Origin of the sequence: Corynebacterium tuberculostearicum (genome assembly GCF_046097465.1) — a bacterium.
GTDB lineage: Bacteria > Actinomycetota > Actinomycetes > Mycobacteriales > Mycobacteriaceae > Corynebacterium > Corynebacterium tuberculostearicum_I.
Genome location: NZ_CP175799.1, coordinates 1891836 through 1912425, shown reverse-complemented (window position 1 = coordinate 1912425; position 20590 = coordinate 1891836). Strand labels below are relative to the sequence as shown.

The window sequence follows — 20590 nt, the reverse complement described above, 5'->3', positions numbered from 1 at the left end:
GCGCCAGCTTTCTATAGGCTCTACTCCGGTATATCGAATCGGTATTGAGCTTGGTTTGTGGAAACGCAATCCGTACGGCCGCAAAGCTGCGGCAACAACTCGCCGGTGTAGTTATCTGCAACTGCGTGTAAATGCTTTAGGACGCAAAGATGCCGCTTTAGCCTGTGGCATTCATCCGCGTAATGCTGCTGATATAGACAAAGGCGTCATTAAGCTTTCCACCGGGCGTGTGCCTTTTGTCCCGGATGGCCCGGATGTGGCGCTGTATAACAGGCTTATGCAGGTACTCGAGTACGTTGATGGTCGCCAAGCAGTTCCAGTCCAGGTTATTTCACAACAGCGTATCGATAGGCGTATTTCTTCGCGCTATCTATCGATAGAAGAGCGCGAGCTCATCTTTGATCTTGACCGGCAAGGCAAAGGCGTACGTGAGATAGCTCGGCGTCTTCAGCGCTCTGCTGGAACTATCAGCAAGGAACTTAAACGCAACCGGGATGAGTTTGGGGTATATCTTCCCACGTATGCGCACCGTAAATCGGTGTTGCGTAGGTTTAGACCGAAAAAGCGCAAGATTGATACCAATCCACGCTTGCGTGAGGTGGTTTGGGAAATGGTGAAAGACAGGTACTCGCCAGAGCAGATTTCTGGGCGGTTGCGCAGTTGCTACCCCGGTGATGAGACTATGTACGTGTGTCCTGAAACGATTTATCAATCTCTGTATTTCCAGGCTAAAGGCGAGTTGAAAAAAGAAATCGCTGCTGCACTGCGTCGCGGTCACGCCCAACGTCGACCTCGTGGCACGCGCAGCGCCCGCAAGCGGTTTGTTGACCCTATAGTGATGATTTCCGACCGGCCAGCAGAAGTAGACGACCGAGCCGTACCAGGTCATTGGGAAGGCGACCTCATTTTAGGCGCGGGCAATAAGTCTGCAATTGGGACTCTCGTAGAACGAACCACGCGCTATGTCATCTTGCTGCATCTACCTAATGGGCATAATGCTACCGAAGTAAATGCAGCACTTACTAAAGCGATCGCTGGCTTGCCAGATCATCTCAAAGGCTCACTTACCTGGGACCAGGGAAGTGAAATGGCCTGCCATAAGGCCTTTTCTGTAGCGACAAACTGTCCCGTGTTCTTCTGCGATCCTGGCTCGCCGTGGCAGCGGGGCACCAATGAAAACACCAACGGACTACTTAGGCAGTACTTCCCCAAAGGAACAGACCTAAGCCTCCACAGTGCAGCGGACCTAGAATTCGTCGCCATGCAACTCAACCGCCGCCCCCGCAAAACCCTGGGCTTTCAAACACCAGCCGAGAAAATGGCAGCACTGATAAACTCAACCGAAACATAGGAAGTGTTTCCACGACCACTAGAATCCGCCTTCACAATGCAGCGTAGCCAAATGGGGGATCGCAGGAGCAGTTTTCCGTAATGGTGGGGAAGACGATGACTGGGGCAAGAAACTGGCAGGGGCCTAATAGGTAGGTCTGGTTTCTCTGATGTACATGTATGGCCTAGGGAGAGGCCAAGGGACAAGTGTTGGCAGCTCGGCTCTTTCGAGCCACATTATGAGAGCAGTTTTACTGGTCAGACTAAACAACCTGTGAATGTTTGAGGGCAATTTGCCTATAGTCGTGGCCATGAAGGCAAAAGTGGAATCTCACGAGCGGAAATATATTTTTGATACCGTTCCGACGCGCCCGACCGTATTCTTAGATGAAAGTACTCGTCCCGATTCGCCCACTACCTCGAAACTGTGCGGAACACCGTATCTCCCGGAACATTCGCCGTATCCCAGTTTTGACGGTGACCCTTTGCTGTTTATCGCCCAGTTCAATTTCGCTGAGCTCCCTCCGCTGCCTGGGTTTCCTACGGCAGGACTACTACAACTTTTCCTGCCGGACGATGATGATTGGGGAGTGCATTTCGTGAAGCAGGTTGTCGAGGAAGGAAGCCAAAGCCCAACCCCATTTGCTCGTTACATTGCTGATCTCACCGCGCCCCATATAGGCGACGTTCCGGAAGAAGTTATTGACGAGGGAGACCACCCAGCTGAGAATCCTTCAGTGGCCACTGTCCTTGATGGCACTCTGGGGAAAGTAAGCGTCACACCTACAGCTCACGAATATTCCCGCACCGCCTTCTGGGATGATGATCTTCGCACGATACTTCGCCACGGGGAAGATTTCGTAGAGGTACACACCTATTCATGGTCGATCATCATCCGGCGAGTTATTCGTGGAAAAACTTCAATTAAGCAGATCAATCTCTCTGGGCCAACAATGGGTAGTCAAAAGGAACTATTCAAGGCGGAAGTAGCTCGGATAGAAGCCGAAGGATTTATCGTCGACCCTCAGACCGAGGATTACGTGGAACCTACGGTCTTTAAAGATGCCGTGAAAAAGTCGCGTCTAGGCGGTTTTGCAACGCTGTGGAACCCCAGCCGCATCCCGACTGACGATGAGCACATTGTGCTAGCCACGGTAGAAGAGGGTGACGGTTCTTTCGTGTGGGGAGATTGCGGAGTCGGCAACTTCTATATCCATCCTGATGACCTCGCCGCACGTGATTTTAGTCGAGTCATCTTCGAATGGGACTGCGGTTAATACGACGGCAAGAAGGCTGAGATACTAACTAGTTTGTACTTTTCATAGCTGCTGTCCTGGGCCAACTTGTGGCCAAGTTATGCCCCGAGGGGAGGGGCATAACGCATTAACGTGGCTATTCCTTGGGGCCTCGACGGATGTTCAGGCAACGCGGGCTAGGCGGCCTAGGCAGGCCGGGGCCCTAGTAGCGCTCGCGGCGGCGCTTGTTCAGCTTGGCGTAGTGATCCGGCTTAGAGTCGCCGTAGCGCGAGCGGTTGCGGCGGCTAGCGGCATGCGAGGAGGACGTGGCGGGAACGGCCGTGGCGGTATCGGTGGCGTCGTCAGTGGCCGCGTGGGCGTCGCGCTGGGTGGTCGCGGGGGACGGGGCTTCTACGGGCGCGGAGCCTGCAGAGGAGGCGTCCGCGGGCTCGGATGGGGTTGAGGCATCGGCGTCGAGGGCGGCCAAGGCCTCTTCCTCCTCGCGCAGGCGGCGGCGCTCACGGATTTCGGACCATACGAAATAGCCCAAGCCCAGCGGGGCCATGATGCCGAAGGCAATCCACTGGTAGCCGTAGGAGAGGTGGTTGCCGCGGTCGAGCTGCGGGATAGGCATGGGGTTGAGCACGCCGGGCTGGTCGGCGGAGAGTTGGATGTAGTCGTGGGCCAAGGGGGCGTCGATAAGCGAAGCAATCTGCTCCGTATGGATGGAGTAGACCTGCTGGTAGCCCTCCTGCTTAATGGGGGCGGACTGGTGCTCGGCCTCATCGGCGCGGATCATGCCGGTAAGCGTGGTCTCGCCCGAGGGAGCATCAGGGATATCCGGCACGGCGTTGGCCTCGCCGGCCTTGACCCAGCCGCGGTTAACCAAGATGGTCAGGCCGGAATCGGTGCGGAAGGGAACCAGGGATTGGTAGGACGGGCCGGAATCGACCGGGCGCAGGCGCAGCAGCACCTCATCCTGTGGCATGTACTTGCCGTGCAGGGTGGCGCGGGACCACTCATCGTCCTTGATGGCGCCGTTGCCATCCACGAGGTCTTCCACCGGCTTAGGGTCGGCTTCATAGGCGTGGGTGATGAGCTCGTTGCGTTCCACAATGTCATCGTCCTTGCCCAGCTGCCACGGGGCAAGGACGGTAAAAGCGAGGTAGGAAAAAGCCACGACGAACAGTAGCAGTAGAACCCAACCTGGCTTAAGGAACGTCTTTAGCATGGGGCCTAGTTTAGTCGTGGTTAGCCCGAATCCAATCCAGCAGGCCAGGCACGGCGGCCTCGATATTCTTGCGCGTGGTCTCGAAATCCGCTGTGGAACCGTAATAGGGGTCTGCCACGTCCGCGTCCTCCGGGGAGTCGCGGTCGAAGCTGCGCATCAAGCGAATCTTGGCTGGGTCGATGCCGTGCTCAATGAGAGCCTCGCGGTGGCCCTTGTCCATGGCAATGAAGAGATCAGCGTCCATGTGCTCGGCGCCCAGCTTGGCCGCGCGGTGGGAACCGCCATCGTGGCCGCCGCGGCGCAGCTCGGCAATCGCACGCTCGTCCGCGCCCTGGCCCACATGCCAGCCGCCCAGACCGCAGGAATCTACGGTGGCGACGAGGTCAAGCATGTCCTTTTCCATTTCATCGCGCACGATGATTTCTGCCATGGGGGAGCGGCAGATATTTCCGGTGCAGACAAAGACGAGGTAAAGGCCGGAGCGGGTATCGGATTCGGTCATGCGGAAAACCCCTTCGCGCGAATAGTACTGTGGTGCGGAAGATAGGATATAGCAGTAGTAACTATTCCATGAAACGAGCATAAAGGAGCACCTCTATGTCCGCTGTGAGCGTGGGCGATGTCCGCCGCGTACTCGATGAGGCCTACCCGCCGCACCTGGCGGAAAAGTGGGATGCCGTGGGGCTTATCTGCGGCGATCCGGCCGCGGAGGTAAAGCGGGTGGCCTTCGCTTTGGACTGCACCCAGGCGGTGGCCGAGCGCGCGGTGGAGCTTGGCGCGGACATGCTCGTGGTCCACCACCCGCTGCTCTTGCGCGGGGTGGAGTCCGTGGCCGCCGATACGCCCAAGGGCAAGGTCGTGCACACGCTGGTCAGCAACGGCGTTGCGCTCTTTGCAGCCCACACCAACGCGGATAAGGCGCGGCCGGGCGTAAACGACAAGCTCGCGGAGCTGGTAGGCATCAACCCCGGCCGGCCCATCGTGCCGGAGGCACAGGGCGTGGATAAGTGGGGCGTGCACGTGCCGGTCGCCGCGGCCGAGGAAGTAAAGCAGGCGCTTTTCGACGCCGGCGCGGGCCACATCGGCGCCTACTCCCACTGCTCCTTCGATATCGCCGGCACGGGCCAATTCCAGCCGGAGGAGGGCGCTGACCCCACCGAGGGCGAGATCGGCGCGCTCCACCGCGGCGAGGAAATCCGCGTCGAGTTCGTCGCCCCAGCCGCACTTCGCTCCTCTTTGCTGAAGGCCCTGCACACCGCCCACCCGTATGAGGTGCCGGCCTATGACATTACGGAAACCGCTGGCCACCAGGACCTGGACGAGGCGCTCGGCCTGGGGCGTGTAGGGGAGCTGCCGCAGGAGATGACCCTGCGCGAGTTCACCCAGCAGGTGGCTAATGCCTTGCCGGAGACCGCCTGGGGCATCCGCGCCGCTGGCGATCCGGACCAGAAGGTGCGCACGGTGGCCGTGTCTTCCGGCTCGGGAGATTCCTTCCTTTCTGCGGCCGCGAAGCTAGGCGTGGACGTGTACGTTACCTCGGATCTGCGCCACCACCCGGTGGATGAGCACCTGCGCGCCGGCGGCCCCGCCGTTATCGATACCGCCCACTGGGCCAGCGAATTTCCGTGGACGGCCCAGGCGCGCGATATCGTAGAGAATGCTTTAGAACTGGATACGGAAATTATTAGCCTGCGCACCGACCCGTGGACTATCTCTGCGCACCCAAAGGAGTCATAAGTGAAACTATCGCAAGAACTACAGCCGGTACTGCTGGAGCTGGCCAACCTGGAACGCTCGCAGGGCCATGGCGCTGAGAAGGAAATCCCGGAACAAGCCGAATATGACAAGGCCAAGGAGGAGCACAAGCGCCTGCTCGATGCCTCCGGTTCTGCGCAGATGGCCGTCGATGACATGGAGACTGAAATCCTGCGCATCCAGGCCGATGAGCGCAAGCTGCGCCAGCGAGAGCGCGATGACAAGCGCCAGCTTGGCGCCGCAGTGGACCCAGAAACCCGCAAGGATCTAGAGCACGATCTCTACGCCGCCAAGTCCCGCATCGCTGACCTCATGAGCGAGCTGCAGGAGGCGCATAACGAGGTGCACGCGCTGCGTTCCAACCTGGACGTCCACGGCGCGCGCGTTTCTGATTCCGAGCGCAAGCTGGAAAAGCTGCGCCGTGCGGCCGAGGCGGCTAAGGAAGCGGCCGCCAATCAAGAGGATCCGGCCGTGCGCATCGGCGAGCTGCGCGATCAGCTGCCCGCTGGAGTGCTCAGCGAGTACGATACCCAGCGCGAGGAAAATGGCGTAGGTGCCGCCCAGTTCAAGGCCAATCGCGCCTGCGGCGGCTGCTTCATTGTCTTGCCGCCGGCCGAGCAAAACGCCGTGCGCAATGCCCCGGCCGATGAGCTGCCGCAGTGCGGCGATTGCGGCTCCTACCTGGTGCGCCTGGTCTAATGAAGGTCATCATCTACGCCGATGGCGGCTCCCGCGGCAACCCCGGAGTAGCCGGTTCCGGCACCGTTATCTATGACGGCAGCGGGCAGCGCATCCTGCGCGAAATTGTCTACGTGGTAGGTACCAAGTCCACTAATAACGTCGCTGAGTACAACGGCCTGCTGCGCGGCCTTGAAGCCGCCACCGAGATGGGCGCTACCGAGGTGGAATTCCACATGGATTCCAAGCTGGTGGTGGAACAAATCAACGGCCGCTGGAAGATTAAGCACCCCGATATGCAAAAGCTGGCCCTGCGCGCCCGCGAATACATCAACGGCTTTTCCTCTTTCAGCCTGGACTGGGTGCCGCGCGCCAAAAACAAGGTGGCGGACGCCCTGTCCAATGACGCCATGGATGCCGCGGCCGCCGGGCACCCGGAAGGCATCGTGGCCGGCGAAGAAGACGCCGAGTCAGCCCCAGCCGCGGAGCAGGACACCACCGCGCCGCACCCCACCGATTGGCTGGGGGACCGCGGACCTACCACCCGCTTTATCTTGCTGCGCCACGGGCAGACGGAGATGTCGGCCGCCAAGCAGTACTCCGGCCGCGCCAATCCGGGGCTTACGGAGCTTGGCCAAAAGCAGGCGCTCGCCGCTGCGCAGGCGCTTGCCGACGCCGACTTTGACGCCATCGTCTGCTCGCCCCTGCGCCGCTGCCAAGAGACCGCGGCGGCCGTGGCCAATGGCCGCGATATCGAGGTAGAGACCGTCGACGGCCTCATCGAGGTGGACTTCGGTGCGTGGGAAGGCAAGACCGCGGCCGAGGCCCACCAGCGCGATCCGGAACTCCACGAGGAATGGCTGCACGATGCGAGCGTCGCCTGTCCGGGCGGCGAATCGCTGCAAGCGGTCAACCGTCGCGTGCGCACCACCCGCAAGGATCTCCAAGAGCGCTTCGCAGGAAAGACCGTGCTGGTGGTTAGCCACGTCAACCCGATTAAGTCCTTCATCCGCCAAGCACTCGATGCCGGCCCTGCCACCTTTGGGCATCTCTTCCTCGACCTGGCCGCCATTTCGCGGGTGGAATTCTGGGACGGCGGCTCTATGGTGCACGGATTTAACGATGTGGGCCACCTGGCGGGCCTGCGCTAGAATAAGGAACGCGAATGAGCCGGCCGGGTGATCGCGTCGCTTCATACGGGCAGCCACGTGCTGCCGCGTGGGCGCCGAGGAAAGTCCGGACTCCACAGAGCACGGTGGTTGCTAACGGCAACCCGGGGAAACCCGCGGGCAAGTGCAACAGAAAGTAGACCGCCTCGTTCCTCCACTTGGTTTCGGCCACGTTGGAGCCACAAGGTAAGGGTGAAACGGTGCGTTAAGAGCGCACCAGCACCGTCAGTGATGGCGGTGGCTGGGTAAACCCCACCGGGAGCAAGGCATCACGGCCCCGCCACGTTGCGGGGCCCGATCAGGCGTTTTAAGGCTGCTCGCTCGAGCCTGAAGGTAGCTGCTGGAACCAACTGGCAACGGTTGGTCTAGATGGATGTTCACCGCGCGGTATTTCTCAGGGAGTGCCGCGATGAGACAGAATCCGGCTTATAGGCCGACTCATTCGCCCTACTCCGTTTATGGTGGTGGGCATGAAGCTCTACGCCGCTCCGCTCGATTTCCGCGCCATTGCCGCAGAATTTTCGGTAGCCACCGATTTTCCGGCCGAGGTCACCGCCCAGGCCGCCCGCGCGCAGGACCGATACGCCGCATCGCGCCGCGATGCCCGCGATATTCCCTTTGTGACCCTGGATCCCGCCGGCTCCATGGACTTGGATCAGGCGGTCTACATCGAAGAACGCGAGGGCGGATACCGCGTGTTTTATGCCATCGCGGACGTCGCTGCTTTCATTGAGCCCGGCAGTGAGCTGGAGCGCGAATCCTTCCGCCGCGGCCAGACCATCTATCTTCCCGATGAACCCGCGCGCCTGCACCCACCGGAGCTTTCCGAGGACCGAGCCTCGCTGCTGCCTGGCACCGATAAGCCGGCCGTGTTGTGGACCTTTGACTTGGATGGCAACGGCGAGGTGGAGTCCTTCCACGTCGAGCGCGCGCTGATTTACTCCCAGGCCCGCCTGGATTATGAAGGCGCGCATGCGGACCTCGCGGCCAGCAACCTCCACCCATCCATCGCGCTGCTGCCGGTGGTCGGCCGGCTGCGCCAGGAATCTTCCCTGCGCCGTGAGGCCATTTCCTTGCGCCTGCCCTCCCAGCGCGTGGTGGAAAATGACGATGGCACCTTTGAGCTCATCATCGAGCCGCGCTATGAGGTGATGGACTTTAACTCGGAGATGTCTTTGCTTGCCGGCATGTGTGCCGGGCGCCTCATGCAGGAAGCCGGCGTGGGCTTCTTGCGCACCCTGCCCGCGGCCGAGCCAGAGCACGAGCGCCAATTTCGCGCCGAGGCGCAGGCCCTAGGCTTTGCGCTTGGCGACGCCCCCATTCCCCAATTCCTGCTCACCGTCGACGCCGATTCCCCGCGCGGCATGGCCGTCATGCGCGAGGCTCAGAGCCTGCTGAGGGGCGCCGACTATGCCTGGCTAGGCGAGCAAGAGGCGCAGGTACACGCCGGTATCGGTGGCTACTATGCCCACGTCACCGCGCCGCTGCGGCGCCTTTCCGATAGGTTCGCCACGGAGGTATGCCTCGCCTTGTGCGGCGGTTATGAGGTTCCCGAGTGGGTACCAGGCAGCGCCACGGAGGTCATCGGGGCGATGCGTTCGACCTCGCAGCTCGCCTCCCAAGTGGATAAGGCCTGCCTGAACCTGACGGAGGCGACCGTGCTGCGACCTTGGCTCGGTACCAATTTCTCAGCCACCGTGGTCCGCGGCGATGCGAAGCGGGAGAAGGCACGGATTTTCGTACCGGAGCCACCCGTCTTCGCCCAATGCGTGGGCGCACCGGAAACCGGCAGTGAGACCACTGTCTCGCTGGTGACGTCGGATACCGATTCGCGCGAGGTTCTTTTTGCCTGGCCGGCCGACTAGCCGGCAAGGCTCCTAGCCTTCGCCGCGGGCGGCCTCGCCTGGCTGCAGATCGACGACGAGCAGGCCGTCTTCAGCCAAGTCAGCTGCGAAATTGTGCGCGCTTTTCGCCGGAACATAAGCGATGACCGCGTTGGAGGTACCGGCATGCGCCGAGCGACCCGCTACGGCACCGCGAACCGTGACCAATTCGGCGAGTTTTTCTGCCGAATCCAAGCCGTAGATATTGGCCAAGGAAGACTGCGACTGCAACAGGATAGGGAAGAGCTCCGCGCCGCGGTGCGAGCGCAGGCAGCGCGCAAACTTTTCTACGCGCTCAGTTTCTTCCTCATAAAAGGCCATCCACTCCGTGGCGGCGCTGATGCTCGGGCGGCCTTCCTCGCCGTATACCTTGTGCACGGCCTTGAGCCAGTCGAGGACGCGCTGTTGGGCGTCGGGAAGCAAGCGTAGCGAATCGGTGCCGAAGGAGTGGCAGGCATCATCGATAAAGCGCTGGCGCTGGCGGATATCGGCGATGGCCTTTTCCTCCTGCGCGGAAAAATCCTCCGGCACCGCCACCGCAAAGGCGGACATCTCGCGGCCCACCACGTGCGGGGCGTGGGTGACAGAACCATCGGCGTAGTCCATAATGCACACGCCCTCACCAGTGCTGCGCAGTGCTGCGCTGTGGCGTGCGCGCAGTGGCGGCCGCGCTGCGAAGGTAGAAACGGCCTGGGTGCGTACATCCGCCACCCGGGCCCTCAACGGCGCATCGAGGTCCGCATCCGCTCCCATGAGCGCTAGCGCCACCGCGACGTCCGCGGCGGCGTCCGCACCCAGACCCGCGCCTTCCGGAATATCCGTGGCAATGGTGATATCCGCACCCGCCGTCTCTCGGGAGAGCAACTGACGATTAATCATCGTGTGGACAATGCCACCCACGCGGGCCGCCAACCCACCTTGTGGTGCCGGCGGAATAACAGGCTGGCCTTCCGCATCCGTGGTGGGTTGTTGCGCCGTTGCCAGCTCGGCAAGCGCCTGTAGGCTAATCGAGTCATGAGCAGTCTCGCCCTGAGCTGGGTGGAAATGGACGGCCACCACGCCGTCGGTGCGCGGGCCTACCGCCGCTGCAGCGCGCAACTTGCCCACGCACATGGCGACAATGCCACCGAAGTGATCAATATGTTCACCAATGAGGGACCACGTTGCCGGCGCGCTAGCGGTATGCGTTGGAGCGTTGCCTGTGAGTTCGGTATGTGCTTGGGCGGCGCGCTCGGCTACGGGCTCTGCAGGCGTTGACCACAGTGGCATGGGTGCTAAAGCTCCTTTTCCAGGTTCTGGGACCAGTAGTCTTCGTTGCCCTGCGCACGCGGTGGCGCGTTTAAAGCAACGAATGCCCGCCACCTATGTGCGCGGTGGCGGGGAATACGACATGGAATCGTATAAAAGAATTGTGCTGCCCCACATTCTAGCGGGCATCGGTGAGACAGCGTGGGTAGTGTGGGCACTAACCATATCAGCGGCGGCACTTAGCCGGTGCCGCTGATGCAACAACTGAGAGGATAGTTTTATGAGCGATGCAGACCAGAAGTGGTTCTTTGATCCGGCCACCAAGGAAGTCAGCCAGGGCAAGACCTCTGGCTGGGAAAATCGGATGGGCCCGTATGACACCCGCGAAGAGGCAGAAAACGCCATCGAAATCGCCCAAGCCCGCAATGATGCGGCAGATGCCGCAGACGAAGAAGATGACTGGAAGTAACTAACTCCCAGCCATCTCTTTTAAAGCCGTGTTTCCCAGCACCTGCCCGGGGAGCGCGGCTACTTTAGTTTCTTGCGCAGCGGTTTAAACGCGGCCTTGATGTCTTTGAAAGACTCGGCGTAATCATCAAGAGCCTTTAGGCCAATGGTTCGCTCGCGCTGGTAGAGCAGGCCATAGCCAAAGGTATTCTCCCCACGGCGGCGAGCGGACTCCGCCAGCTCGAGCAGCTTATCGCGCGAGGTCACGGAATCCTGGAAGTCACCGAGCACCGACTGCATCTGCTTGCAGGCTTTGTAGAGGCGCTTGGTCTTGAGGTTGGTGGCAGAACCAGCTGCTTCAGCTGCATAGCGCAGCTTCTTTGCTGCCTTGCGCATATCGTGGAAATAATCCTCACGCTCATGCAGGGACAGGTCCTGGTTATCCCAGTTCTCCACGGCCTTCTTATGACGCTTGACCAGCTTGTTATAGGCCTTTTCAAGGTGCTGCGCCATCACGGTGTCCATGTCAGCGGACTTGTCCTTGGACTTCTTTTTCTCCGGCTTGTGCTCGGACTTGTCTGCAGCGGGTGCGCTGTCCTCGCTGGATTCGGTAGGAGTAGCGGCGTCCTCTTCCGCAGAGGACTGCTCCTCCGGCTGCTCCGCCTCACTTGCTGCCGGGGCGGAATCCTGTTGCTTATCGGCCGTTGGCGGGTCTGCGAGCAGGCGATCGAGAGACTCCAGCAGCTCAAGGTAGCGCTCGGAATCCAGGGCTGCGATAACGCGGCGGTGCGCGCGGCGGTAGGCGTTGCCCATATCGTGCGCAATGTGCTCACGGGTGGAATCATCCAAGGTGTCAGAATCTTCGGACTCCAATAGCTTCTGCCAGCGCTCTTCCACAACTTCCGCATCGCGAGCAACGCCCAAAATACCGGCAAGCTCCTTGAGATCGGCTTCAATCTTGTCGATTTCTGGGCCGACGACGATGCCATGGAAGGTCTGCAGGTGGCTGCGCAGTTCGCGGGTGGCAACACGCATCTGGTGAACCGAATCCCACTCATCGCGGCGCACGCGAGGGTCATAATCAACTAGCTTGTCGCGATTGGCTTGGAGTGCGGTGATGACGGCCGCGGCAGGGGAGTCTGGGTCCACATCCGGCGATACCAGGGCTGGAGGCAGCGGGGCGTTGGCGTAGGAATCACCCAGGGCGGACTTCAGCTTGGATGGGGAGGAAGAAACGCGCGCACCGGCACCGATAAGCAGGGAAGTGGCACGGCGAATGAACTGCGTGCCTTCCTCGGTCCCCGGGAGGTCACCAGCGAGCTCTACTTCCCATTCGCGCCAGGACTGCTGCTGACCGCCTGGAAGGAAGGAAAAAGCGGTGACGTGGTCATCACAGAACTCTGCTACAGGCTTATTATCGGCATCCGCTAGGACCATCTCGGTGCGCTTGTTATCGACCTGCGCAATCGGGGTGAGTTCGTTGTGGCGGATAATAGAGCGAACCTGGTGGAGAAGCTCCTCAGGTACTTCGTAGCGGCCATCGACAGGCTCTCCCAGCTCGGCATGGATCTCGGTGCGGCCAGCCTCGCTAGGAATCTTGATATGCCAGCCATCATCATTGCCACCGGTGCGGCGGCGGAGGGTGACCTTGGCGTGGGTGAGGCGGAGGTCTTCGGTGTCGTAGTAGATGGCAGAAAGCGCGTGGCGGCGCGTGTCTGCAACGTGGTCAACTCCCTCGAGGCGGGTCAGTTCAGGGAGCTGAGTGGACTCGGCTACGGAGAATTTCGCTTCAACTTCGAGAAAAGACTGTGTAGACATTCACGTACCTTTTACTTTCTAGACCAAATAAATCTCACCGGTGATCTTACCCGTTAAGCACTCACTTCGGTGTCACTCCTCGCCCCCGTTCGCTAGCAGGGAACGGGAGGGAAGAATGGCCTTGAGCAGGGAATAATTACTGCGTGATTTCGGGGACCGGACCGATTCCGGAGGAATCGCCGCCAAAGTGAGATTTATCGGCAGCGGCAATGCCATCGTTGATGCCGTGCATGCTGTTCATCGAAAGCGACATCTCCGTCAGGTTGGGGAAGAGACGATTGCGGGTATCGATGGCGTGATCGGTGCGCGCCTGCAGTGCCGGAAGGGTTTGGGTAGCTACAGTCTCGGCGTGGTGTGAGCAGTACTGAGACTCCCGCAGGTTATCTGCGATGCCATCCTCATTTGCTTGAGTGAGCAATTCACCGATGCGGGCGGCATAAGAGAGCCGGAAACTACGGCGATAAGCGGCGGTAGAGCCCGTCGCGCGTGCAATTTCTGCGCCGTCACCGTTGCGCATAAACCAATCGCATTGACGGTTGAGGGAGGCAAAAAGGTCGGCGCAATGGGCGGCGTCGGCAGGAGCGCCAATCACGCAGGCCAAGCCCTTGTCATGAATGAGGAGAGTGGTGCATCCATTGGCGTCAGAGATGGTGCTTAGCAGGGAAGCTTGGTGCTTGATATACGGCGGGTGGATGTGCACGCGGTGGGAAATGAGATGAGGTAGCTCGGAAGTTAGCAGGTCCTCGATGCGATACTTCTGCTGCAGGGACTGCGCCTTAGAGATGAGAACCTCGGCCTCATCTTCAAAACTGGTGGACTCAGCCTTACGTAAAAGGCCTAGAACCTTTTCGCGGATTTTGCGTTGCTTATCGCTAAGCCCATCCTCCCGCAAGGATTCGCCGGAGGCTAAAAGCTCGGTATCGCGCAGCCTCGGTAGGTGAATGAGCTCTTTCATAATGGCGCGCAGCTTATCGCGCGGAATGAAGTTCTCCTGCGGAGGGGCCATCTGGAGCCATGCTTTGCGCAGCGCAGGGGAGGTAATTCGTGCCGGCACATGGGGGCTTGCTCGGTAAATAATGGGGTAGGCGTGCGGACCTAAGACGTGTTCTAGGTCCGCCGGCGCCCAGCCTTGTTGTGCGGCGGTGATGAGGCGTTCGATTACGTGAGCAGAAAGGTCATCGCAGTGGGTGGTCATAAATATTCGTCCTTTAAGAGGTGTACATGTGTTCGCTTGCCCACTTAGCAAAGCATGGGCTGCAGCTGGCTCCTGCCGGAAAAGCCCCCGCTGGCCACCCCCTGGATACTCTTGCGACCTGCGCATTTCGCCCTGGAAAAACTGTCGCATGAACTGCACATCCTTCGGGGGAGAGCCGGTAAGGTCTAAAGCATGAATAGCCAACACGAATTTGTCTTGCGCACCGTTGAGGAACGCGATATCCGCTTTATCCGCCTGTGGTTTACGGATATTCTGGGCGCCCTTAAATCCGTGGTCATGAGCCCGTCCGAGTTGGAGTCGGCCTTTGAAGAAGGTGTTGGCTTTGATGGTTCTTCCGTAGAGGGCTTTTCTCGCATCTCTGAGTCTGACACCATTGCCCTGCCAGATCCCTCCACCTTCCAGATTCTGCCCTTTGATATGGATGAGCCGGACCTGCAATCGGCCCGCATGTTTTGCGATATCGCACAGCCAGACGGCCAGCCCTCCATGGTGGACCCGCGCCATATCCTGCGCCGCCAGGTCACCGAGGCCGCTAACGATGGGTTTACCTGCATGGCCTCACCAGAAATCGAGTTCTATCTTTTCGAGCGCGGCCGCGAACTCACCGACTTGGTACCGACGGATAACGGTGGTTACTTCGACCAAGCAACGCACGATACCGCCCCGCTTTTCCGCAGGAAGGCGATGCTAGCGCTGGAATCGCTGGGAATTGCGACGGAGTTTAGCCACCACGAAACCGCGCCGGGCCAGCAAGAAATTGATCTGCGCCATGCGGACGTGCTCACCATGGCCGATAACATCATGACCTTCCGGCACGTGATCAAGCAGGTGGCCACCAACTCCAACGTGCGCGCCACCTTCATGCCTAAGCCCTTCGAACATTTGCCGGGCTCTGGCATGCACACCCACTTGAGCCTTTTTGAAGGCCAATCCAATGCTTTCCACGATCCGGATGATGAATTCTCTTTGTCCCAGACCGGCCGCCAGTTCATCGCCGGCATCTTGGAGCACTCTACGGAGATGTCCGCGATTGTGAATCAGTGGACCAATTCTTATAAGCGCCTAATGTTCGGCAACGAGGCGCCGGGCGCAGCCACCTGGGGAGTATCGAATCGCTCCGCGCTGGTCCGCGTTCCCACCTACCGGCTTACCAAGGAAGAATCGCGCCGGGTAGAAATCCGCTCCATTGATGCCTCGATGAACCCCTACCTGGGCTATGCGGTGCTACTAGCGGCAGGCCTGAGAGGCATCCGCGAAGGCTACGAGCTCGATGATCCGGCCGAGGACGATGTCCACCAGCTCACCCGCCGCGAGCGCCGGGCAATGGGCTATAAGGATCTACCCACCAGCCTGGATCAGGCCTTGCGCGAATTTGAAAAATCCGAGTTCATGGCAGAAGTCTTGGGCGAGCACGTCTTTGAGTTCTTCCTGCGCTCCAAGTGGGATGAGTGGCACCACTATCAGAGCCAAATCACCACCTTTGAGCTGCGCAATAACCTGAACTTCTAGGAGAAAAATGCGTCCTGCTGCTGTGCCTTCACCGGCCACACTTGGTCTTACCCGCCCGCATGCTGCGCAGGATATTGAGCAGCTGGGGTGGAAGAATCCGGAATCAGTGGATCTATTGTGGACCCTCGCTGCCGTGGGCGACCCAGACCTGGCTCTCAATAATCTGATCCGCATCTATGAACAAGCCCCAGAGCTCGATGATGCCGTGCGTTCCAATGAAACTCTGCGCGTGCGCCTCTTCGCACTACTGGGTGCGTCGACTGCCTTTGGCGATCACCTCGCGGCGCACCCTGAGCTGTGGCGAGAACTAGAAAAACCTCTTCCACAGTCTGAAGAGATGCTGCAAAGCCTGCTCGGTGCCGTCGATGCCGAGCCCGCGGACTTTGCCGATGACATTGACCGGCCCGATCCGGCGCGCAAGGACTTGAGCGCGCCGGGCACCTACCGCGCCGGCGAGGGCGAGCATAAGCAGGCGTTGCGCACGACCTACCGCACTTTGATGATGCGCATTGCCGCCTGCGATGTGGCGGGCACCTTCCATTCACGTAAGGGCCAGACCAAGCTGCAGCCGGAGGTAGGATTTCGCCAGATTACGGCGCTGACCACCGCGCTTGCCGACGCCGCCTTAACCGCCTCCCTTGCCTGCGCCGTGCGCACCATTTACGGCGATGACCCCTTGGATGCACAGCTGGCAGTCATGGCGATGGGCAAGTGCGGCGCAGGCGAGCTGAACTATATTTCCGATGTGGACGTCATTTTCGTCGGCAGCGAGGCAACCCCTCGAGCCACGCGGCTGGCGGCGGAGTTTAATCGCATTGGATCCACCACCTTCTTCGAGGTGGATGCGAACCTGCGCCCCGAGGGAAAGTCGGGCGCATTGGTGCGCACCTTGGAATCCCACGTGGCCTACTACAAGCGGTGGGCGGAGACGTGGGAATTCCAAGCGCTCCTTAAAGCGCGCGCTATGACCGGCTACCTCCCGCTAGGCCAGGACTATTTGGACCAGATCCGACCGATGGTGTGGACGGCATCGCAGCGCGAGTCCTTTGTTGAGGACGTACAGGCCATGCGCCGCCGCGTGCTGGCCAATGTTCCCGCAGAGCTCAAACACCGCGAGCTGAAGCTAGGCGTGGGCGGCCTGCGCGATATCGAATTTGCTGTCCAGCTCCTGCAGTTGGTCCATGGTCGCTCCGATGAGACGCTGCGCGCGCTTTCCACGGTGGAGGCGCTGGAGGCGCTGATTTCAGCGGGGTACGTCGGCCGCGAGGACGGAACCCAGCTCATTGAAGCCTATGAATTCTTGCGCCTGCTCGAGCACCGCCTGCAATTAGAGCGCTTCCGCCGCACGCACACGCTGCCGGATAAGGACGACGAAGACGGGATGAAGTGGCTCGCGCGCATCGCCGGCTTTTATCCGCAGGGCACCAAGTCGGCGGCCGAGCGCATGCTGTCGCACCTGCGCCGGATCCGCCTGCGGATCTCCGAGCTGCACTCGCGCCTGTTCTACCGGCCGCTGCTTAATTCCGTGGTCACCATGTCCGCTGATGAGCTTAAGCTTTCGCCGGAGGCCGCCAAGCTGCAGTTGGCCGCGTTGGGCTATAACCACCCAAACCGCGCTTTTGAGCACCTGACCTCCCTGGCGGCGGGAACCTCCCGCAAGGCACGCATTCAGGCAATCTTGCTGCCTACCTTGATGGAATGGCTCGCCGATACCGCAGACCCCGATATGGGCCTGTTGAACTATCGCAAGCTCTCGGAGGCCGCGAACGATAGGTCGTGGTTCTTGCGCATGCTGCGCGATGAAGGAATTGTGGGCCAGCGGCTCATGCATATCCTGGGTACCTCGCCGTTTACCTCTGATCTGATTATTAGCGCGCCGGATTCGGTCAAGCAGCTTTCCGACGGCGCCACTGGCCCCAAACTGCTAGAAACCAAGCCCGAACAGGTTTCCAAGGCGCTAGTTAATTCCAGCAAGCGCCACGCCGACCCGGATAAAGCGGTGGCGGTGGCGCGCTCGTTGCGCCGAGTGGAGCTGGCCCGCATCGCCAGTGCGGATTTGCTGGGCTTCATGCCGGTCAAGCAGGTATGTCATGAGCTATCCACAATTTGGGATGCCGTCCTTGAGGCTGCACTTCGCGCCGAGGTGCGCGCGTGGCGCCTTGCCAACGAAGATGCAGAGCCGCCAGCGCGCATCGCCGTCATTGGCATGGGCCGCTTGGGAGGCATGGAGCTGGGATTTGGCTCAGATGCGGATGTGCTTGTGGTGGCAGAACCCAGCGAACCGGCCGATGACTCTGGTGCGGAAGGGGAGGCCGTGAAGTGGGCCATCGGGATCGTCGATAAGCTTCGGCGCCGCCTGTCTAAGCCTTCAGGCGACCCACCACTGGACGTCGATTTGGGCCTGCGCCCGGAGGGCCGTTCTGGTGCGGTGGCACGCACCATCTCCTCCTATGAGCGCTACTACCGCGAGTGGGGCGAGTCGTGGGAGCTGCAGGCTTTGTTGCGCGCGGCCTTCGTGGCTGGCGATAGGGAAGTAGGCGAGCGATTTATATCCATGGTCGATAGCTTCCGCTACCCAGAAGGCGGCGCGAGCGCCTCGACCATTCGCGATATCCGGCGCATGAAGGCGCGCGTGGACAATGAGCGTCTGCCGCGCGGTGCGGACCGTAATACTCATACCAAGTTGGGGCGCGGTGCGCTCTCAGATATTGAATGGACTGTGCAGCTCCTGACCATGATGCATGCCCACGAGTATGCCCAACTGCACGATCCGTCCACACTGCGCGTGCTCGATGCCTTGGAAGAAACCGCAATCCTGTCTGCCGATCAGGTCTCTGACCTGCGCGAGGCCTGGCTTATGGCTACCGACGCCCGCAATGCACTGGTGCTCGTGCGCGGCAAGCGCGTCGACCAGTTGCCCGGGCCCGGCCCGCAGCTGGCCCAGGTAGCCGGTGCCGCTGGCTGGCCGCCGGAGGAGAACCAAGAGTTTCTAGAAAACTATCTGAAACTTACCCGCCATGCCCGGAAGGTTGTCGATGAGGTCTTCTGGGGCGAGGAGGAATCCTTCGAGCATTCTTAGAGTTAGCCTTGAAAGTCCCCGATGTGCGCACCGCGCCCTTACTTTTTGCACTTTCGGACTCTAAAGTGGGATGGGAATAGGAAAGGACTGGCTAGTTATGTCTTTTAAGCTGCAACTCGATGTGGACAATGCCACGGTGGGCGAACTATCCGCGCTGCTTTCCGCAGCGCGTGCCGCGGGCGTGCGCGACGGTGACGCCCTCCACCTTGATGACACCACCTTGACCGTCGAGGTCTCCACGCCGAGGGAGGAAAAGCCAGCGCCGCCGCGGCCAGAATCAGCACCGCACAATTCTCGCCAGGCACCTCGCTCGTGGGGGCGCGCCGACCGCATAGGAGAGGCCACCATCCGCTCCATCATCGACGCCCTCAATGATCGCGGCGAGAACCCTCGCGGCAATGACTACGGTTCCTTCGGCGATGGCGCTGGTTACCATGGCTAAAATCAGCGGAGTGTATCGACATAAGCTCATCTACCTGTGGGCCTTTGTAGCCGTGGCCGTCATCGTGGCTATCGCTGTCGGGGTGTGGGCTACCAATCGCGATAATCCCCCCAAGGGGACGAAGACGGTGGGCGAGGCCGTGGCTGGTGGCGTGGTTCAGGAAGACATGCCCGCACAGGTCAATGGTGACATCAAGGCCGATGATTCCACCGACGCCAACCGCGTGACCTCCCTGGCGAAGGCGCTGGGCATCCCGCTCAATTCCGTCCCGCGGGATATTACCCAGACGGAAAACGGCAAATCCGATGTGCGCGTCTACCTCGAGCGCGAGCTCAACAGTGCGGTGGAGTCTGGTGACATCAGCGAATCAGATGAAAAGGCAGTCCTCGTAGCATTTGAGCGAGGCCTTGTGATGCCGGCCAGCGATGGCATCGTGGCCGAGAGCTATCCAGCAAACTAGCCCTTTATTTCCTCGCGAACTGGGCGCGAAAATTCAGGCAACCCGCAGCTAGGCGGCATGGCCTTGGCAGTAACTCTTCCTAAGGTAAAACATCACAAATTGGTAACGGGCAGGGTGCTCGGTGCCGAAGCCTCTGGAGGAGACTATGACTTTCAAGACCACGCTGTCGACCGCGGCGGGAGTACTCGCCGCCATTGCCATCCCCATCACCGGCGGGGTAGGGGTGGCTTATGCCGTCAATACCGTGCCGGCCGATACCATCGCCCAGTCAGTTCCGGCCGGCGACTTGGGCGGCCACCTGAAAAACTTTGGCGCGGCGGCAGCGCAGGAAGATGCGCTGCGCGTACTCGATGAACTGAATTAACCTAGGGCCCATGCTGGTTGATGCCCTAAGCCTGAAGTTTAAGCCTGATGACTACCGCGCCGAGCTGCCCGTCTTCGACTATTTAGCTGATTTGGGCAGCTTCAAGCTGCGAAGCCCCGTCACCGTCTTTGTAGGAGAAAACGGCATTGGTAAATCGAGCTTGCTCGCTGGCGTGGCTAGCGATTTGGGCTGTTCACCTGCGGGCGGCCGGATGGACGACCCAGATGAAATCGTTCCTCGTAGCCCCATTCGCTGCGATACAGAGGAAGTTATCCAGCGCGCCTACTTCTTGCGCGCCGAAAAGCACGAGTACTTGATTGGACGTGGGGATTCAGCGGCCGAACGTGGCGGCCGTTCGACTCTTTCTCAGAATGTGGATTTGTCCCGCCGCTCGCACGGACAATCCGTCTTCGACCTGCTTTACGAGCACATCAATGGCCAAGGCGTGTACATCCTTGATGAGCCAGAATCAGGGCTGTCCGTTATCCGGCAACTAGCCCTCGTAGGGGAAATTGCCCTAGCGGTTGACCGCGGCGCACAGGTCATTATTGCCACGCACTCGCCGATTCTTCTAACCTGCCCTGGTGCGGACATTGTGGAGCTCAACGATACTGGCTTTGAACGCATTGCCTTTGATGAAGCGGAAGCCGTGGCGGCTACCCGGGAGCTTTTGGCGGACCCTGAAGGAACCATTCGCTTTATCCTCAACCCAGAGTAATCAGTCGAG

18 protein-coding genes and 1 other RNA gene are annotated in these 20590 nt (G+C 60.3%); 14 read left to right on the top strand and 5 right to left on the bottom strand.

Annotated features, from left to right (window positions below):
* The first annotated feature begins 277 nt into the window (after positions 1–277).
* Positions 278–1351 (top strand): IS30 family transposase, encoded by a 1074-nt coding sequence (locus tag ACKFRX_RS09065; RefSeq protein WP_234447260.1) that lies wholly within the window; start codon positions 278–280, stop codon positions 1349–1351.
* Between the two features lie 289 nt (positions 1352–1640).
* Complete coding sequence (locus ACKFRX_RS09060) at positions 1641–2606, top strand: DUF1963 domain-containing protein (RefSeq protein WP_408927695.1); 966 nt, start codon at positions 1641–1643, stop codon at positions 2604–2606.
* Positions 2607–2787: 181 nt separating this feature from the next.
* Here the strand turns inward: ACKFRX_RS09060 and ACKFRX_RS09055 are convergent, their stop codons facing one another.
* Both ACKFRX_RS09055 and ACKFRX_RS09050 read right to left on the bottom strand, forming a co-directional pair.
* Positions 2788–3795, bottom strand: a complete 1008-nt coding sequence (locus ACKFRX_RS09055) for an SURF1 family protein (protein WP_408927694.1) — start codon at positions 3793–3795, stop codon at positions 2788–2790.
* 10 nt (positions 3796–3805) lie between these two features.
* Entirely contained in the window at positions 3806–4297 is a 492-nt protein-coding gene (locus tag ACKFRX_RS09050) for a low molecular weight protein-tyrosine-phosphatase (RefSeq protein WP_250412980.1), read from the bottom strand.
* Positions 4298–4392: 95 nt separating this feature from the next.
* Between ACKFRX_RS09050 and ACKFRX_RS09045 the strand changes: the two genes are divergently transcribed.
* From ACKFRX_RS09045 to ACKFRX_RS09025, 5 genes are all read left to right on the top strand, one after another.
* A complete protein-coding gene (locus ACKFRX_RS09045; protein WP_408927693.1) occupies positions 4393–5532 on the top strand; it encodes a Nif3-like dinuclear metal center hexameric protein in 1140 nt (379 codons plus the stop codon).
* The gene (locus tag ACKFRX_RS09040) at positions 5533–6249 is read left to right on the top strand and encodes a zinc ribbon domain-containing protein (RefSeq protein WP_005324390.1); all 717 of its coding nucleotides are present in this window, start codon (positions 5533–5535) and stop codon (positions 6247–6249) included.
* Positions 6249–7379 carry a bifunctional RNase H/acid phosphatase gene (locus tag ACKFRX_RS09035; RefSeq protein WP_408922494.1) on the top strand — a complete coding sequence of 377 codons (1131 nt, stop codon included), beginning with the start codon at positions 6249–6251 and terminating at the stop codon, positions 7377–7379. The genes ACKFRX_RS09040 and ACKFRX_RS09035 overlap by 1 nt, the downstream gene beginning before the upstream one ends.
* 15 nt (positions 7380–7394) lie before the next feature.
* Positions 7395–7842, top strand: an RNA gene (gene rnpB / locus ACKFRX_RS09030) — RNase P RNA component class A.
* Between the two features lie 25 nt (positions 7843–7867).
* Positions 7868–9262 (top strand): RNB domain-containing ribonuclease, encoded by a 1395-nt coding sequence (locus ACKFRX_RS09025; RefSeq protein ID WP_408927692.1) that lies wholly within the window; start codon positions 7868–7870, stop codon positions 9260–9262.
* A gap of 12 nt (positions 9263–9274) precedes the next feature.
* On the opposite strand, the gene ACKFRX_RS09020 is transcribed toward ACKFRX_RS09025, so the two are convergent.
* Positions 9275–10549, bottom strand: coding sequence for a galactokinase family protein (locus ACKFRX_RS09020; protein ID WP_408927691.1), 1275 nt, complete (start codon positions 10547–10549; stop codon positions 9275–9277).
* Positions 10550–10808: 259 nt separating this feature from the next.
* Between ACKFRX_RS09020 and ACKFRX_RS09015 the strand changes: the two genes are divergently transcribed.
* Positions 10809–10997 (top strand): hypothetical protein, encoded by a 189-nt coding sequence (locus tag ACKFRX_RS09015; RefSeq protein WP_238799357.1) that lies wholly within the window; start codon positions 10809–10811, stop codon positions 10995–10997.
* Positions 10998–11056: 59 nt separating this feature from the next.
* Here the strand turns inward: ACKFRX_RS09015 and ACKFRX_RS09010 are convergent, their stop codons facing one another.
* Together ACKFRX_RS09010 and ACKFRX_RS09005 are read right to left on the bottom strand one after the other, a co-directional pair.
* The gene (locus ACKFRX_RS09010) at positions 11057–12793 is read right to left on the bottom strand and encodes a CHAD domain-containing protein (protein ID WP_408922046.1); all 1737 of its coding nucleotides are present in this window, start codon (positions 12791–12793) and stop codon (positions 11057–11059) included.
* Between the two features lie 136 nt (positions 12794–12929).
* Positions 12930–13988, bottom strand: a complete 1059-nt coding sequence (locus ACKFRX_RS09005; protein ID WP_408922047.1) for a DUF2786 domain-containing protein — start codon at positions 13986–13988, stop codon at positions 12930–12932.
* 192 nt (positions 13989–14180) lie between these two features.
* Here ACKFRX_RS09005 and ACKFRX_RS09000 point away from each other — a divergent pair, with 192 nt between their 5' ends.
* From ACKFRX_RS09000 to ACKFRX_RS08975, 6 genes are all read left to right on the top strand, one after another.
* Positions 14181–15518 (top strand): glutamine synthetase family protein, encoded by a 1338-nt coding sequence (locus ACKFRX_RS09000; protein WP_150850861.1) that lies wholly within the window; start codon positions 14181–14183, stop codon positions 15516–15518.
* A 7-nt stretch (positions 15519–15525) separates the two neighbouring features.
* Complete coding sequence (locus ACKFRX_RS08995) at positions 15526–18597, top strand: bifunctional [glutamine synthetase] adenylyltransferase/[glutamine synthetase]-adenylyl-L-tyrosine phosphorylase (protein ID WP_408922048.1); 3072 nt, start codon at positions 15526–15528, stop codon at positions 18595–18597.
* 97 nt (positions 18598–18694) lie between these two features.
* Positions 18695–19039: a hypothetical protein gene (locus ACKFRX_RS08990; protein ID WP_302258209.1), complete on the top strand. Its 345-nt coding sequence runs from the start codon at positions 18695–18697 to the stop codon at positions 19037–19039.
* Positions 19040–19049: 10 nt separating this feature from the next.
* On the top strand, positions 19050–19499 hold the full coding sequence (locus ACKFRX_RS08985) for a hypothetical protein (protein WP_236587100.1): 450 nt from the start codon (positions 19050–19052) through the stop codon (positions 19497–19499).
* Between the two features lie 145 nt (positions 19500–19644).
* The gene (locus ACKFRX_RS08980; RefSeq protein WP_040425194.1) at positions 19645–19863 is read left to right on the top strand and encodes a hypothetical protein; all 219 of its coding nucleotides are present in this window, start codon (positions 19645–19647) and stop codon (positions 19861–19863) included.
* A 10-nt stretch (positions 19864–19873) separates the two neighbouring features.
* A complete protein-coding gene (locus tag ACKFRX_RS08975; RefSeq protein ID WP_408922496.1) occupies positions 19874–20581 on the top strand; it encodes an AAA family ATPase in 708 nt (235 codons plus the stop codon).
* Positions 20582–20590: the final 9 nt, after the last annotated feature.

Coding starts and splice junctions, on each gene's coding strand:
- ACKFRX_RS09065 (WP_234447260.1), top strand. CDS start 278: ATGCAGGTACTCGAGTACGTTGATGGTCGCCAAGCAGTTCCAGTCCAG.
- ACKFRX_RS09060 (WP_408927695.1), top strand. CDS start 1,641: ATGAAGGCAAAAGTGGAATCTCACGAGCGGAAATATATTTTTGATACC.
- ACKFRX_RS09055 (WP_408927694.1), bottom strand. CDS start 3,795: ATGCTAAAGACGTTCCTTAAGCCAGGTTGGGTTCTACTGCTACTGTTC.
- ACKFRX_RS09050 (WP_250412980.1), bottom strand. CDS start 4,297: ATGACCGAATCCGATACCCGCTCCGGCCTTTACCTCGTCTTTGTCTGC.
- ACKFRX_RS09045 (WP_408927693.1), top strand. CDS start 4,393: ATGTCCGCTGTGAGCGTGGGCGATGTCCGCCGCGTACTCGATGAGGCC.
- ACKFRX_RS09035 (WP_408922494.1), top strand. CDS start 6,249: ATGAAGGTCATCATCTACGCCGATGGCGGCTCCCGCGGCAACCCCGGA.
- ACKFRX_RS09025 (WP_408927692.1), top strand. CDS start 7,868: ATGAAGCTCTACGCCGCTCCGCTCGATTTCCGCGCCATTGCCGCAGAA.
- ACKFRX_RS09020 (WP_408927691.1), bottom strand. CDS start 10,549: ATGCCACTGTGGTCAACGCCTGCAGAGCCCGTAGCCGAGCGCGCCGCC.
- ACKFRX_RS09015 (WP_238799357.1), top strand. CDS start 10,809: ATGAGCGATGCAGACCAGAAGTGGTTCTTTGATCCGGCCACCAAGGAA.
- ACKFRX_RS09010 (WP_408922046.1), bottom strand. CDS start 12,793: ATGTCTACACAGTCTTTTCTCGAAGTTGAAGCGAAATTCTCCGTAGCC.
- ACKFRX_RS09005 (WP_408922047.1), bottom strand. CDS start 13,988: ATGACCACCCACTGCGATGACCTTTCTGCTCACGTAATCGAACGCCTC.
- ACKFRX_RS09000 (WP_150850861.1), top strand. CDS start 14,181: ATGAATAGCCAACACGAATTTGTCTTGCGCACCGTTGAGGAACGCGAT.
- ACKFRX_RS08995 (WP_408922048.1), top strand. CDS start 15,526: ATGCGTCCTGCTGCTGTGCCTTCACCGGCCACACTTGGTCTTACCCGC.
- ACKFRX_RS08990 (WP_302258209.1), top strand. CDS start 18,695: ATGTCTTTTAAGCTGCAACTCGATGTGGACAATGCCACGGTGGGCGAA.
- ACKFRX_RS08980 (WP_040425194.1), top strand. CDS start 19,645: ATGACTTTCAAGACCACGCTGTCGACCGCGGCGGGAGTACTCGCCGCC.
- ACKFRX_RS08975 (WP_408922496.1), top strand. CDS start 19,874: ATGCTGGTTGATGCCCTAAGCCTGAAGTTTAAGCCTGATGACTACCGC.